Origin of the sequence: Nostoc sp. ChiQUE02 (assembly GCF_034531305.2) — a bacterium.
Lineage (GTDB): Bacteria > Cyanobacteriota > Cyanobacteriia > Cyanobacteriales > Nostocaceae > Nostoc.
This window is the reverse complement of sequence record NZ_JAVRBN020000001.1, coordinates 390764-404841: the sequence shown is the minus strand read 5'-3', so window position 1 is coordinate 404841 and position 14078 is coordinate 390764. Positions and strand designations below refer to the sequence as shown.

General features: G+C 42.8%; 12 protein-coding genes. 9 read left to right on the top strand and 3 right to left on the bottom strand.

Features of this window, described 5'->3' with window-relative positions; translation table 11 throughout:
* The first annotated feature begins 314 nt into the window (after positions 1 to 314).
* The 4 genes from murC (at position 315) to RM347_RS01850 (ending at position 4167) form a co-directional block, all read left to right on the top strand.
* Positions 315 to 1778 (top strand): UDP-N-acetylmuramate--L-alanine ligase, encoded by a 1464-nt coding sequence (gene murC, locus RM347_RS01865; protein ID WP_322722400.1) that lies wholly within the window; start codon positions 315 to 317, stop codon positions 1776 to 1778.
* Positions 1779 to 1901: 123 nt separating this feature from the next.
* Positions 1902 to 2903: a UDP-N-acetylmuramate dehydrogenase gene (murB, locus tag RM347_RS01860; protein ID WP_322722399.1), complete on the top strand. Its 1002-nt coding sequence runs from the start codon at positions 1902 to 1904 to the stop codon at positions 2901 to 2903.
* 218 nt (positions 2904 to 3121) lie between these two features.
* On the top strand, positions 3122 to 3469 hold the full coding sequence (locus RM347_RS01855; protein WP_292762183.1) for a YbaB/EbfC family nucleoid-associated protein: 348 nt from the start codon (positions 3122 to 3124) through the stop codon (positions 3467 to 3469).
* Positions 3470 to 3657: 188 nt separating this feature from the next.
* Entirely contained in the window at positions 3658 to 4167 is a 510-nt protein-coding gene (locus tag RM347_RS01850) for a low molecular weight protein-tyrosine-phosphatase (protein ID WP_322722473.1), read from the top strand.
* An 82-nt stretch (positions 4168 to 4249) separates the two neighbouring features.
* Here RM347_RS01850 and RM347_RS01845 read toward each other — a convergent pair whose 3' ends face one another.
* Positions 4250 to 4933: a response regulator transcription factor gene (locus RM347_RS01845; RefSeq protein WP_322722397.1), complete on the bottom strand. Its 684-nt coding sequence runs from the start codon at positions 4931 to 4933 to the stop codon at positions 4250 to 4252.
* A gap of 710 nt (positions 4934 to 5643) precedes the next feature.
* Between RM347_RS01845 and smpB the strand changes: the two genes are divergently transcribed.
* Positions 5644 to 6111, top strand: a complete 468-nt coding sequence (smpB, locus tag RM347_RS01840) for an SsrA-binding protein SmpB (protein WP_322722395.1) — start codon at positions 5644 to 5646, stop codon at positions 6109 to 6111.
* A gap of 181 nt (positions 6112 to 6292) precedes the next feature.
* Entirely contained in the window at positions 6293 to 6571 is a 279-nt protein-coding gene (locus RM347_RS01835; protein ID WP_322722394.1) for a WGxxGxxG family protein, read from the top strand.
* 231 nt (positions 6572 to 6802) lie between these two features.
* Here the strand turns inward: RM347_RS01835 and RM347_RS01830 are convergent, their stop codons facing one another.
* Together RM347_RS01830 and RM347_RS01825 are read right to left on the bottom strand one after the other, a co-directional pair.
* A complete protein-coding gene (locus RM347_RS01830) occupies positions 6803 to 8221 on the bottom strand; it encodes an IctB family putative bicarbonate transporter (RefSeq protein ID WP_322722392.1) in 1419 nt (472 codons plus the stop codon).
* 398 nt (positions 8222 to 8619) lie between these two features.
* Complete coding sequence (locus RM347_RS01825) at positions 8620 to 10173, bottom strand: GAF domain-containing sensor histidine kinase (RefSeq protein ID WP_322722471.1); 1554 nt, start codon at positions 10171 to 10173, stop codon at positions 8620 to 8622.
* Positions 10174 to 10923: 750 nt separating this feature from the next.
* Here RM347_RS01825 and RM347_RS01820 point away from each other — a divergent pair.
* The 3 genes from RM347_RS01820 to RM347_RS01810 all read left to right on the top strand — a co-directional run bounded on the left by RM347_RS01820 (position 10924) and on the right by RM347_RS01810 (position 14073).
* Positions 10924 to 12108, top strand: a complete 1185-nt coding sequence (locus RM347_RS01820) for a DegT/DnrJ/EryC1/StrS family aminotransferase (protein ID WP_322722469.1) — start codon at positions 10924 to 10926, stop codon at positions 12106 to 12108.
* A 152-nt stretch (positions 12109 to 12260) separates the two neighbouring features.
* On the top strand, positions 12261 to 13154 hold the full coding sequence (gene crtB, locus RM347_RS01815; protein ID WP_322722467.1) for a cyanoexosortase B: 894 nt from the start codon (positions 12261 to 12263) through the stop codon (positions 13152 to 13154).
* 196 nt (positions 13155 to 13350) lie between these two features.
* On the top strand, positions 13351 to 14073 hold the full coding sequence (locus tag RM347_RS01810; protein WP_322722391.1) for a cyanoexosortase B system-associated protein: 723 nt from the start codon (positions 13351 to 13353) through the stop codon (positions 14071 to 14073).
* Positions 14074 to 14078: the final 5 nt, after the last annotated feature.

Genomic DNA, 14078 nt, shown 5'->3' with positions numbered 1-14078 from the left:
TTAAAATCAGTTTCACTAACAATGTACTATGTAGACAATTCCAGTAAGGTAGCCAAAAATATGTATTTGACATTACAAGAATTTTTTTCCCGATGCGTCCAAAATTTTCAGAATAATCTTAACAACAGTTCAGAAATAGCAAAAACCTCCAACCAAGGTAAAATCATTCTGAACAAGCAAAACCAATGCAGAAACATCATTTGGGCATCAAACATGAACATGATACAGGAGTAGTTACGGTAAAAATCAAATTCCTGTTATGATACGCGTGTCATTTGTGATTATGGTGTGGTGTGGTGTAAGAGGAGCAATAAATGAGTAATTTTGTAGATTTTAGTGGTAGACCATTTCATTTCATTGGCATCGGTGGCATAGGTATGTCTGCTCTGGCATACGTTCTTGCAAAGCGTCAATTTCCAGTATCAGGTTCGGATCTTCGTCCTAACCACATTACGCACAAGTTGGAAACTATCGGTGCTCATATTTTTGATAAACAAGAGGCAAGCAATCTCGAATTCTTTCGCCCTCAGGTATTAGCTAATGCGGTAGTATTAAATTCACAAGAAGAATTACCTACTGCTACTAACTCAAAACTGCCTCAAGTTATTTGTTCAACTGCAATTAACACGAATAATTTAGAATACAAAGCAGCGCTAGAATTAGGTTGCCCAATTCTACATCGTTCAGATGTACTAGCCGCCTTAATCTCCGATTACCATAGTATTGCAGTGGCAGGAACACACGGCAAAACTACAACCAGTAGCATGATTGGCTATATGCTTCTGGAAGCAGGTCTAGACCCAACGATTTTAGTAGGTGGCGAAGTCAATGCTTGGGAAGGTAATGCTCGATTGGGACAAAGCCAATATTTGGTAGCCGAAGCAGATGAATCTGATGGTTCCTTGGTAAAACACGCTCCAGAGATTGGCATCATTACCAATATTGAACTCGATCATCCTGACCACTACGATACATTAGAAGAAGTAATTGATATCTTCCAGACCTTTGCTAAGGGTTGTAAAATGTTGATAGGTAGCATTGACTGTGCTACAGTGCGCGATCGCTTGCAACCCACAATCAGCTACAGCTTACACTCAGATACCGACGCTGACTACACCGTCACTAATATTGATTATCGTGCTGATGGCACGACAGCTTTAGTTTGGGAAAGAGGCAAAGCTTTGGGCGTGTTGAAGTTGCGGCTGCTGGGTCGGCACAATCTCAGCAATGCTCTAGCAGCAGTGGCTGTTGGCCGGGCCTTGGGCTTAGAATTTGGAGAAATTGCCAAAGGTATCGCCACCTTTGAAGGGGCAAGACGCCGCTTTGAGTTCCGAGGTGAAGTCGATGGCATTACCTTCATCGATGACTATGCTCATCATCCCAGCGAGATTCGCGCTACTCTCGCCGCAGCACGTTTACAGGCAAGACCAGGGCAAAGAGTTGTTGCCATTTTCCAACCCCATCGCTATAGCCGTACACTGACCTTTTTAGATGAATTTGCCGAGTCCTTTACCCATGCTGATTTGGTTGTGCTGACTGATATTTACAGTGCAGGTGAACCCAATTTAGGGCAAATTAGTGGTGAACATCTAGCAGCAGAAATTGCTAAACAGCATTCGCAGGTAGTTTATCAACCAACTTTACCCTCGGTGTATGAGTACTTGCTGCAAACACTACGCCCAGGAGACTTGGCGCTGTTTTTGGGGGCTGGGAACTTGAATCAGGTGATTCCTGAAGTAATTACAACACTTTGTGAGCCTGCTAAAGCCACATCCTAAGTGGAGACTTTGCGAAGTTTTATTTCTGAGCAAAGCGCCCCTCTAGTAACGGTTCCATAGTTTAACTCTATTACCGTATCTTTGCGGTAAATAAATGTAAAAATTTTACCAAAAAAAGTAAAGATGACCATTTCCCAGGCAGCTGGAAACGTCTGCACAGTTTCTGCTTTGAATACAAAGAAACACCAAACAGCTAATTCGGTGGAGAGTGAAGTAATCTACTTACCCAGTACTGATTGTGCGATCAAGTCTCAGGCTTCTTTGTCAGCGTTTACTTCCTATCGAGTTGGGGGAGCAGCTGATTTGTATGTTGCCCCCCGAAACTTAGAAGCACTGCAAGCAAGTCTTAAATACGCAAAAGAACGTGATTTAAAGGTGACAACACTGGGAGCAGGTTCTAACTTGCTGGTGAGCGATCGCGGTATATCAGGCTTAGTCATTGCAACTCGTCATCTCCGCTTCAGTCACTTTGACCCAGAGAAAGGTCAATTAACGGTTGCAGCCGGAGAATCAATTCCTAGCTTGGCATGGGCAGCAGCAGAATTAGGATGGCAAGGATTAGAGTGGGCTGTTGGCATCCCCGGAACAGCAGGAGGTGCCGTGGTGATGAACGCAGGGGCACATAATAGCTGTATCGCAGATATGTTAGTTAGTGCCCAGGTACTTTCACCGGATGGTATGCTGGAAACTCTTACCCCCGATCAGTTAGGTTATAGCTACCGAACTTCATTACTGCAAGGTGGCGATCGCATAGTCACCCAAGCCACATTACAACTCGCACCAGGTGCCGACCCAGCAAAAGTTGTGGCAATCACCAAAGAGCACAAAAAGCATCGGTTGAGCACTCAACCATACAACTTCCCCAGTTGTGGCAGTGTGTTCCGCAATCCCAAACCTTACAGTGCTGGCTGGTTAATTGAACAAACTGGTCTGAAAGGCTACCAAATTGGTGGAGCACAAGTAGCGCTACTCCATGCTAATTTTATTGTTAACCGTGGTGGAGCAAAAGCTAGTGATATCTTCTGTCTCATTCGCCACATTCAACATCAAGTACAAGAACGTTGGTCTATTAATTTAGAGCCAGAAGTTAAAATGCTCGGAGAGTTTCAAGGTGCTTGTGGATAGGGGGTGGGAAAGAAGTAGAGGAGCAGGGAGCAAGGGAGAAGAGTTTTACCCTTTGCAAGATCAGCACCTTGCCCCTCTGCCTCTTTTCAATGCCCAATCCCAATTCCCTACTCTCTATTCTATGATGCATTAATTATTGGTAAAAAAAGAGGCAAATTACTTACCGCATCTATAATTGAATTTGATTTGTTATTCAACGCACACGCGTACAAATAATTATGACAGGAAAAGGACAGGGATTCGGCTTTGGCTTAGGAAAAATGAAGGAGCTGGCCGAAGCTTTTAAAAAAGCGCAGCAAGTTCAAGAAGGTGCAAAGCGACTCCAAGAAGAATTGGAGCAAATGGAGATTCAAGGAGAATCTGGCGGTGGACTGGTGAAGGTGATTGTCAGTGGGAACCAAGAACCCAAACGGGTGGAAATTTCTCCAGATGCTTTAGGGGAAGGTGCAGAAGTACTTTCCGATCTCGTGACAGTGGCAATGAAAGAAGCATACAACAAGTCCACAGCAACAATGCGGGAACGTATGGAAGAACTAACCAGTGGGTTGGAGTTACCTGGATTTTAGTCATTGGTCATTAGTGAGCCAGACCGGTCTTCTCCCAAGGGGAGACGCCAAGAGCGATGGGGGTTTCCCCCATGAGTGACTGGCGTTAGCGCAGCGTTAGTGAGGAACGAGCGTCACCCGTAAGGGTCATTGGTCATTAGTCACTGGACAAAGGACAAATGACTATTGACAAAGGACAAAGAATATCTATGCCTTACAAGTTGCTGTTTGTCTGCTTAGGTAACATCTGCCGATCGCCATCGGCAGAAAATATCATGAATCATTTAATTGAGCAGGCTGGCTTGAGCGATGGCTGCGCCGACGCCAAAGGCGTACGCATCCTTTGTGACTCTGCTGGTACATCTAGTTATCACGTTGGTAGCCCACCTGACAGACGCATGAGTGCTGCGGCTGCTACAAAGTTGGGAATTAAACTGCGTGGTCAAGCACGCCAGTTTCAAAAGTTAGACTTTCAAGACTTTGATTTGATTTTGGCGATGGATCAAGAAAATTATGAGAACATCCTCACTCTTGATCAAACTAAGCAATATCACCATAAAGTGCGTTTGATGTGCGAGTTTTGCTCTCGACACACTCTGAAGGAAGTTCCAGACCCCTATTACGGTGGTCAAGAGGGATTTAATCGGGTTATTGATTTACTGGTCGATGCTTGTGAAGGTCTGCTTACATACGTTAACAGCCAACAACCAATAATTTAAAGTTATGAGTTAGGAGTGAGGAGTTAAGAGTTACATCTTCTCTTGTTAACTCCTCACTCTTAACTCCTAACTCATAACTTTTTTATTCCACCAAACCATGCTTAATCGCAAAACGCACTAATTCCGCTCGGTTGCTGGTTGAAGTTTTTCTTAATAAACTGCTAACGTACTTTTCCACTGTTCGAGGACTCAGGTGTAGCTGATGACCCATTTCGGCATTAGAAAGACCATGAGTCAATAACTCTAGAACTTCCTGTTCTCTATGAGTTAGGGATGAGTGAAGATGGGATTTCTGAATTTGAGTAGACAGAGAATTATGGGTGTCCGCCGCTTTTGTCGAGGCGGAAATATTCAAACTATCTTTATGAGAAAAGCGGTATTCCGACTGAATAATTTGCGACCGCTCCAAAAGATTGCGGATTGCTGCTGCTAACTCTTCCAGTTCAAAAGGCTTGGGTAAGTATAAATCGCACCCTGACTGGTAGCCCATAATCCTTTCCTGGGTCTTAGTTCGGGCTGTTAATAAAATTACAGGCAATAAACGAAACACTGGTTGCTGACGCACTCGGCGCACCAGTTCATAGCCATTCATCCGTGGCATAACGATATCCGTGACAATCAAATCAGGATGATACTCATCCACCATAAACAAAGCCTCTTGACCGTCATTAGCTGTGATCACCGAATAGCCAGACAGTTCAAGATAATCGCTAACAGACAGACGAGTGCCCAAATCATCATCCACTACAAGGATCGTCAAGGGCATGGATAATACACCCCTAGCATTTTTTTACTCAGAAATGTGCTTCTACGTGCTCCATCAGTGAACACAGACAAGAATAGTGTTCTTATGTTTCATACTATGACAGGATCACCAGCTAATGAATGCCTTCAGGGTTTATTTATAAAGAAAATCTTAAATCTTTAGGATGAGTTAACGGAGTGTAACTCACCTTTGACTCCCTCTGCTTGGGATGCATAGAGACCTTTGTAATTTGTAACAACTCATCAATAAGACAGAGTAAATGCCTATCATAATGTAAATTATTAACTTAATCAATAATTTTCCAAAAGCTAAGTGAAATATCTTTTGTTTTTTATCACCGTACTCCTACGGTGAAGCAAACTACGCGTAGCCTCTTCGTTAAGAGAAGTTCTGAGCGAAGGTTTCCTCCACTCAGAAATTCTCTCTTAGTCATTAGTCCCTAGTTAATCACTAATGATCATTGGCGTAATAGCAATTCTTTGTGAAACTGCATAAAATCAGGCTTGGTGAGACAAGTGGCCTCTATGCAAACTCACAGGTAATCGGTATCAGGTAATTTAAAGTTGCCAGAAAACTCTTAATTGTGAACTTAGAAAAGCTAAATTAGTGATATACAGTTCAGAATTTATAGCGGTTCTAAGACATACCCTATAATTCACAAGTCAATCCAAATAATTTTTTAGGTACATTTAAAGCACACAAAATTATCAATGAGCGACAAGAACGAAGGTTACAAAGTTATTTGCGACAACCGTCAAGCCCGTTATTTGTATGAAATACTGGAAACTTATGAAGCTGGAATTGAGTTGACAGGAACCGAGGTAAAGTCGATTCGTGCGGGTAAAGTCAATCTCCAAGATGGCTATGCTTTGCTTCGCAATGGCGAAGCATGGTTGATCAATGTGCATATCTCGCCTTATAACGCTAGTGGACAATATTTCAATCATGAACCACGGCGTACACGCAAGCTGCTGTTGCATCGCAAAGAACTCCGCAAGCTAATTGGCACAGTAGAACAGCAGGGTTTAACTTTAATCCCTTTGAAAATGTATCTCAAACGAGGCTGGCTAAAAGTGAGTATAGCCCTTGGCAGAGGTAAAAAGCTCCACGATAAGCGAGAAGACCTGAAACGACGCCAAGACCAGCGTGATATTCAACGGGCAATGAAAAATTATTGAGCGTCACTGTCGCTGAACTACCACACCAGAGTGAGAAATGGATTGCTGTAAAAAGTATGTTGTATATCCACAGCGTGAGTTATGAAAATGCCCAGTTTATAGCCGCAGATTGATTTTGTTAGGGTTGGGAATCGATACAGTGGTGAGTAACTTCGGATGGCATAAGGAATTGTCACAACTTATGAAAAGTAATTTCATTACAGCTGTTGGTGCTGGCGTTCTCACCTTGAGTATGGGAATTTTACCCTTAACTCTATCGGCGCAAGCTCAGACAACTACTGATCCCGGAGTCAATACTGCTCCAAGAACGACTACTTACGATCGCAACGATTTTGATTGGGGTTGGCTAGGATTAATTGGTTTATTAGGTCTAGCTGGTTTGGCTGGCAAAAAGCGTAATGACGAACCAACCGCTTATCGCGACCCTAATGCTCCAGGTGCTACTACCTATAGGGACTAATACTATTTTGGATTTTGGGTCGGATCTTTGGTCCACTTCCAGCGCAACTTGGATTTTAGATTGGGAATCATCTTCTGCGTCTGGGTTTTGTGAATCTATCTGTGGGAATAATTTTTTAAATCGGTACAAGCAACTCAAAATACACTTTGACAAGTTGCTATCCGTCTACAAATTTCAAAAAATGTCAGTTGTCAGTTGTCATGAAAAAAAACAACTGACAACTTATTTATGTTAATTTACTGCTGGTTCTGAGTTAGATGAATTTGTCTGGTTTTGAGGTAAAGGTGTCCAGTAGCTGGCAATTAAGGCGACGATGAGCCACCAGAGGGTATTAACTTCAGGACGATACCAGACAGTATCTACAGTGCCGTGAGCTAGCATACCCAACAAAATAGCGATCGCTCCAATTAACCAAAATCCCTCTACACTTCTGAGCCGTCGCAATCGTCGCACTTGCAAAAATGCCGTATTAAATGTGACGATTATTAGCCAGAGAAAGCAGGCTAAACCAACAAAGCCAGTTTCTACAGTCACTTCAAACAAAATTGAATAGGCACTCAAAGCAGTGTAACGAGGGTGTTGATAGAGAGGATAAACTTTATTAAAAGAGTTGTGACCAGGGCCAATTCCGAAAATCGGGCGATCGCGAATCATCTCAAAAACAGCATCCCACACATTTCGGCGAAAATTATTACTGCTATCTTTACGGTCAGCAAAAATACTGAACACTCGCAGGCGGACTGGCTCTACAAATATTACTGCTAGCAGCAATACCCCAATCAAACCTCCCAAGACAATCGGCAGCGACCAAGTACGCCAAAAAGGAGGCATTTCCACGCTTTTCCAATAAACTAGCAATGCCATCACAGCCAAAACTGCCACTACTAGTCCGATCCAACCGCCACGACTAAAAGTCAAGATCAGGCAGGCACTATTGACAATCAACATTGTTAATGCCAAGGCTTTTTTGATCCAGCCTTGCCATGCAAAAATTGCTACTAAGCTAAAAATTACTGCTGGTAAGAGGTATCCAGCCAATAAGTTGGGATTGCCTAAATAACTGTAGACCCTTGTAGTCTTAGACAAAGGAGATTCTGGATCAACCCAAGTTGCTAGGGCTGTGGCTCCAAAAAACCATTGCCGCAACCCATATACGCTAACAATTAACGATACGTGCAGATAAAGGATGATAATCCAAGACCGGAGGCGAGGCGACCTTAATACCCTGGCACAAAGGGTAAATAGTAGCAAATACAAGGTTAACGTTCCCAAGTCGTTAAGCGCTGCCTTTTTGACTGGTGATAATGCTGTTGCGACTGCGGCAATTGCCCAATAGAGCAATACCAGCAGGTGAATGGGAGTGACTGACGAGACATTTGCTGGTATTACTTCATCAGATAAAGTCAACAGTAGCCAAAATCCTGCACAAGCCACCAGCAATAATCCCACCAACGTACTCGAAGCAAAAGGTGCAAGGGCATATATTAAGCTAAGTAAAGCCGCTGCGATCGCATCTCCCCACTGGAGCAAGATGCTGGTTTGCCGCCAAGAACTTAACAGTCCCACCAGAGAACGGTGTACATAACTGGTAGCAAGATATTCTTTGAGCGGTAAAGATGATAGAGTAAATCGTTGCCAGACTAAATTCATAAAAAACATTGCGATCAATTAGCCTGCCGACGCAGAACTTGGAATTGATCATAATGCCTATGGCTATAAAAAGGTAATAACGGAAATTTATATTGCGTGATGGCGCTCTTATTCCTAGCCATCAGCCACTGCCTTTAATCCGAAACCACTTCAGCCAATACGAAGTTAAAATAGTCCTTCATATACTTAGTACAGCTTTATGTAAAATAGTGGCGAATTGAGAGTTGAAATTTAAACGCAGATGCGCTTCGCCTTACCCCAGGGTAAGGGCACAGAGGCACATAGAGAATTCGCTACGAATTAATGAAATATAGATAGAAAATACGTCTTTCCCAATCCCCAATACCCATTGCCCCTTATCCCCAGGTCCCGAATTCCCCAGTCCCCAATCCACATGATTAGACATCGCTAATTGCTTGTGAGGGAGTCGCCAGTTGCAATGGTAAAGAAAGCACATAACGATATCCTGATTCTGGTGAACCTTGAATCAAAATATGTCCACTATGCAATTCTGCCAGTTGACAACTTAGCAATAGGCCCAAGCTTTCACGAGAAAGACTTCCATGTGCTTTAGCTAAATTTATACCTGAACTAGTAGCAAAGAAATTTGAGTGGGAATCACTCAAGTTTTTTGGATTGTCCACTGCTACTGATGAAGTATTTGGTTGCTCATGGCTTTCTGCATGAGTATTGTAACTTGCTACCTCACCTGTCAACTCCAGCAGCGACAAAGAATTGAGACGGAAGTAGGGATCAACCTCAGTTATGCCGTCCCCTAGCCAAGGATGGGAAACCCAAATAGTAATGTTGAGTGTATCTTCCTTGTAAGAAACATGAATGCGAACAATGCTACCTGTAGCCGAAAGTTGAATCACACTGAAAACCAGGTGATAGAGGATTTGCCGCACCTTGTCTTTATCTAAAGGCCAAATGCGATTGCGTCCCGGTTCTATAGACAGGCGAATATCTTGCTCGCGGCGATTAGCCACTTCTTCTAGAGTATTGATAGCTTGTTGGCATAGCATTTCGATATCCACAGGAGCTAGATTTAGCACAGTTGAGTTTTCATCCATAGCTCCTAGTTCGGTAATTTCGTTTACTAGGGAAAGTAAGTACCGACCACTGTGTTGGATAATTTCCAAATATTCTCTCTGCTTAGTCGTCAAAGGCCCATAAATCTCACGTCCTAAAACACTAGCCATACCGAGTACAGATGTTAAGGGCGTGCGTAACTCCTGAGTTAGCTGACCCAAAAGTTCCAGTTTTAGTTGTTTGGTAGAAACAGAGTCGCTATCTTTAGTGGGTGCAGTGATTTTAATCTCAGTGTTACGTTCGTCATTGAGTGAAAATATAGGAGCGCTCTTGGGAGTGCTTGATTCGAGTTTCCCTTGCAGGAGTCGGTTACGTTCAAATTCACTCATGCTCCAACGAGCGATGATTTGTAAAAACTCAATGTCTCGGGTTGTAAAATTGCGCGGGACTAAATCCATCACCGCTAATGCACCCAAACAATGTCCCTCAGCATCAATCAGTGGCGCTCCTAAGTAAGCACGAATACCATAATCCTGCACCAACTTGCTGTTAGCAAGTACTGGATCTGTAAGTTTATGAGTATCATTAATTACAAATATTTGAAAACTCTCTACTACCTGAGTGCAAAATGATTCCCGGCGTAGTAGTTGGCGGCTTTGTGCCAAATGATTCATTAGTCCCAGCCGAGATAAGCCCACCGCGGACTTGAACCAGTGGCGTTCTTGATCCACAAATCCCAATATGGAAATTGGTGCTTCCAAAAAGTGGGCAGCAGTCTGTGTGGCTTCTTCAAAAACCGGAATCGTTTCTGATTGCCGCAAACCTAAATCTGACAAAGCTTTGAGGCGTTGTTGTTCTCTTGATTCATGAGAATCCCAACCATCCTTTAGGGCAAATAATTTGTTTTCAGGCTCTATCATTGCCACTGCTACCTTAATAATTTCTCGATACTGTAATTGATATAAGCCCTATTTCTGGGTTATCAATTGCTATTTTTAAGCATTCCCTAATTTTGCCTCTGACAAACAAATTTGGGACAAAAATTTTTTATCCCTTCCATTAAGCCGACGACGTGGTATCCACCAGTTACTATTTATTGCTGCTGAATGTTCTTTATTTCACACTGTTGTAGTCTTTATTGCTTGAGATTTTGCAATCAGACTGCGTTAGATTTGGATTCAGCCAGGGTAACCTAATGCTAAGGATACAATACAAAGGGGCTGTTATTCTTTATGTATGGAAGGGAAAATTTTTACTAGCAGGTCTAAAGTAAAATTACTTAAATTATTACTAAATTAGTGTAATTATTTGCAAGAAATTTACTGAGAAAACTAGCGTTCAGGGGTGACAATTATAGTACAGAATGACGTAAATAGATCAACCATATCCTTACGGGTAAGCAAGCTACAAAATTAGTGAAAAGCTTAATTTTTCAGCTTTTTGAATTTTGAAACAAGTCGGAATAGTAGCTGCAAAGAAGTCTGATAGTAACTTTGATCGCTCAACTGAACAGGGCATGATTTTGAATTACTCATACCGTACTAGATAGTTGATATAAGTCTCTATCCAATAGATTAAAGCTATTACAATTTCATGCCGAAAACTGTGTAGGCTGTTCTATTTTTCCCATACGATAAAATCCTTTTTGAGGACAAGTGGTAATGAATAAAATGACTATTAGGGTTCCTTTTGTAGACCTGAAGTTACAACATGAACCAATTCAAATGCAATTGCAAGATGCAATCCAATCTGTATTGGAACAGGGAGATTTTATTTTAGGGCAAGCACTCTCAGATTTTGAAGCAGCATTTGCGGCAGTGTCTGGAGCAGCTTATGGAGTTGGTGTTGCATCAGGAACAGATGCGATCGCTCTTGGTTTACAAGCATGTAATATTGGTGCTGGCGATGAAGTGATTTTACCAGCAAACACTTTTGTCGCAACCTTAATTGGAGTCCTACGGGCTGGTGCAAAGCCAATTCTGGTAGATTGCGATCGCCGAACAGCTTTAATTGACTTAGAAGCCGCAGCAAAGGCAATTACGCCTCAGACTAAAGCAATTATCCCTGTGCATCTCTATGGCCAAATGGTATCACCACGCCAGTTATTGAACTTTGCTGATACCTACAGACTACTAATTTTTGAAGATGCGGCACAAGCACATCTCGCCCAAAGAGAGGAATATTACGCTGGTTCAGTGGGAATAGCAGCAGCTTTTAGTTTCTATCCCAGCAAAAATTTGGGAGCATTTGGGGATGGAGGAATGCTGCTGACACGAGATTCCGATGTAGCCCAGAAGATGGTGCGTTTGCGAAATTATGGTGCATCGCAAAAGTATTTTCATACTGAACCAGGTACAAATAGCCGTTTGGATACTTTACAAGCAGCAGTTTTGCACCAGAAACTACCATATTTGCCACAGTGGAATCGCGATCGCCTTACTATTGCCCAGCAGTATGATAACGAACTAGCACCCTTAGCAGCTGCTGGCATTATCCCCATAGAAAACCAAAGTGGTACAGGACATGTCTATCATCTTTATGTCATTAAAATTGATGATTCCTGCCCAATAGAACGCCAGCAACTCCAAGAAAAACTCACAGCAGCGGGAATTCAAACTGGCATTCACTACCCAATTCCTTGTCATCTCCAGCCGGCATTCACCAACTTAGGCTATCAGTTGGGAGATTTTCCCCAAGCAGAAAAACTGTCAAAGCAAATATTATCATTACCAATGTATCCTGGTTTGAGTAGTAGCCAAGTTAAAGAAGTTGTAGCCGCGATCGCTCATGCAGTCTCAACAATTTCTCAGGTAAATGAACCCTCTCCTGCCGACCTTAGCAGCGTGGTAGCCTGAAGTGAATTCATACCTGATGTGCGTCTAACAATTAGACATTTGTCATTTGTGCTTTGTCCAAAACTAATGACTAATACAACTCTTGGAGAAGGGCAGTACAAGTGACCAATGACCAATGACTAATGACCAAAGTTTTTGAATTACTGAAAATCATGGCACTCCAGCAACACTTTAAAAACAGAAACGCCTCAGGCTTATTAAATGTAGCGATTTTAGGTGTTTTGCTGCTGCTTTATGCTCCTATATTGCTACATTGGTTGGATGGTTGGCTGCACAAAAATATCAGTACAGAACATGAATATTTCAGCCACGGGATTATTGGTTTACCATTTGCTGCTTATCTGGGCTGGATGAACCGGAAAAAGTGGACACGTTTGCCAGATACGATCCATCCTTTAGGTGCTGTTTTCTTGTTATTAGGGGCAGTTTTTTATCTTAGCGGTGTTACGGAGTGGGTTAACCTTTCCTTACCCGTTATATTGGTAGGATTATGCTTGTGGTTTAAGGGAATATCAGGTTTGCGATCGCAAGGATTCCCTCTGATACTAGTATTTTTAGCAACCCCAACGGCATTACCATATCTCATTGCTCCCTATACCTTGCCTCTCCAAAGCTTTATTGCTGGAACAGCAGGCTTCATACTGAATCAATTTGGTATGGAAGTAACCGTAGATGAGATAAATCTCTACGTGGGAGGTCGGATTGTGGAAGTTGCTCCCTATTGTGCGGGGCTGAAAATGTTGTTTACAACTCTCTACGTCGGCTTGATGCTGCTTTATTGGACAGATGCTTTGTCTTCACGCCGCACAACTATATCGTTTTTATCTATTGCTGTGATTATTAGTATTAGTGCCAATATCATCCGTAATACTTTACTGACTTTCTTTCACGGTACAGGTCAAGAGGCAGCTTTTAAATGGCTGCATGAGGGTTGGGGTGGCGATCTCTACTCTGCTTGTATGCTGGTGTCATTAGTGCCCTTACTGAATTGGATTAATAGCTATTTTTCAGCATCTCTAGAAACTCAGCAAGAAGGAGAAAGTTAGAACTATTGGGCATTGAAAAGAGGCAGGGGAGCAAGGGGCGAGGGGGAAAATTCCTCTCCTCTCCACCCTTCTCTCTGCCTCTTCTGCTCCCTGCTCTCTTAATTTTTCGTCGCTGATGCGTAAGTCCTAAATATTACTGAACTCACAGTGTTATTTTATAAAGTAAAATTTTGCCTAAGTATTGCAAATTTTACTGATGATTTCCTTCTCCAAGTTTTTCAAGGAAAACCAATTGAGTCAGGTAGCAGCACTTTTGTTATTGCTACTACTGCTGGTAATCGCAGGGGTTCCCGGATACCTCACAGGACACTGGCAATGGAAGCAGCCGCCACCTGTTGCTACCCTCAAAGAATTAAAACAGATCCGCAAGACCGGGTTAACTCTTCCTGGTTGGCAAACCATTGAACAAGCAGAACAGCAAATTGGCGAACATAAATGGTCTTTGCAGCTAATTAAAAAAGAAGGTTCCGAATCCCAAGCAATCCTACTTTTGCTGCCGCAAAATGGGCCTATGGATCAACCAGAGGTAGAGTGGACAGACGTTAACGGCTGGGGAAGATCGCGCTGGGGAAAGTGGGATGTAGCTCAATTTCGTTCTGCTGAGTTTCCTGTGAAATCGCCTGCAAAGTTGGCTTCTAATGTCGAAACTAAAGTACAAGCTAGGTTCTTTCGCGCCTCCACACCACAGCAAACCTTCGCTGTATTGCAATGGTACGCTATGCCAGACGGCGGAAATCCATCACCTTTCCACTGGTTCTTGGCGGATCAATTGGCACAGTGGCGTAAGCAACGCACTCCTTGGGTTGGTGTGAGTATTCTGATTCCAATGGAACCTTTGGGGCAGGTAGAAACATCTTGGTCTTTAGCCCAGTCTATCGGGGAAACAGTGCAAGCTGCATTGATGTCAGGCACATTGTAGAGTCT

Excerpts from the sequence above, each read along its gene's own strand:
- murC (WP_322722400.1), top strand. The coding sequence starts at position 315 with ATGAGTAATTTTGTAGATTTTAGTGGTAGACCATTTCATTTCATTGGC.
- murB (WP_322722399.1), top strand. The coding sequence starts at position 1,902 with ATGACCATTTCCCAGGCAGCTGGAAACGTCTGCACAGTTTCTGCTTTG.
- RM347_RS01855 (WP_292762183.1), top strand. The coding sequence starts at position 3,122 with ATGACAGGAAAAGGACAGGGATTCGGCTTTGGCTTAGGAAAAATGAAG.
- RM347_RS01850 (WP_322722473.1), top strand. The coding sequence starts at position 3,658 with ATGCCTTACAAGTTGCTGTTTGTCTGCTTAGGTAACATCTGCCGATCG.
- RM347_RS01845 (WP_322722397.1), bottom strand. The coding sequence starts at position 4,933 with ATGCCCTTGACGATCCTTGTAGTGGATGATGATTTGGGCACTCGTCTG.
- smpB (WP_322722395.1), top strand. The coding sequence starts at position 5,644 with ATGAGCGACAAGAACGAAGGTTACAAAGTTATTTGCGACAACCGTCAA.
- RM347_RS01835 (WP_322722394.1), top strand. The coding sequence starts at position 6,293 with ATGAAAAGTAATTTCATTACAGCTGTTGGTGCTGGCGTTCTCACCTTG.
- RM347_RS01830 (WP_322722392.1), bottom strand. The coding sequence starts at position 8,221 with ATGAATTTAGTCTGGCAACGATTTACTCTATCATCTTTACCGCTCAAA.
- RM347_RS01825 (WP_322722471.1), bottom strand. The coding sequence starts at position 10,173 with ATGATAGAGCCTGAAAACAAATTATTTGCCCTAAAGGATGGTTGGGAT.
- RM347_RS01820 (WP_322722469.1), top strand. The coding sequence starts at position 10,924 with ATGACTATTAGGGTTCCTTTTGTAGACCTGAAGTTACAACATGAACCA.
- crtB (WP_322722467.1), top strand. The coding sequence starts at position 12,261 with ATGGCACTCCAGCAACACTTTAAAAACAGAAACGCCTCAGGCTTATTA.
- RM347_RS01810 (WP_322722391.1), top strand. The coding sequence starts at position 13,351 with ATGATTTCCTTCTCCAAGTTTTTCAAGGAAAACCAATTGAGTCAGGTA.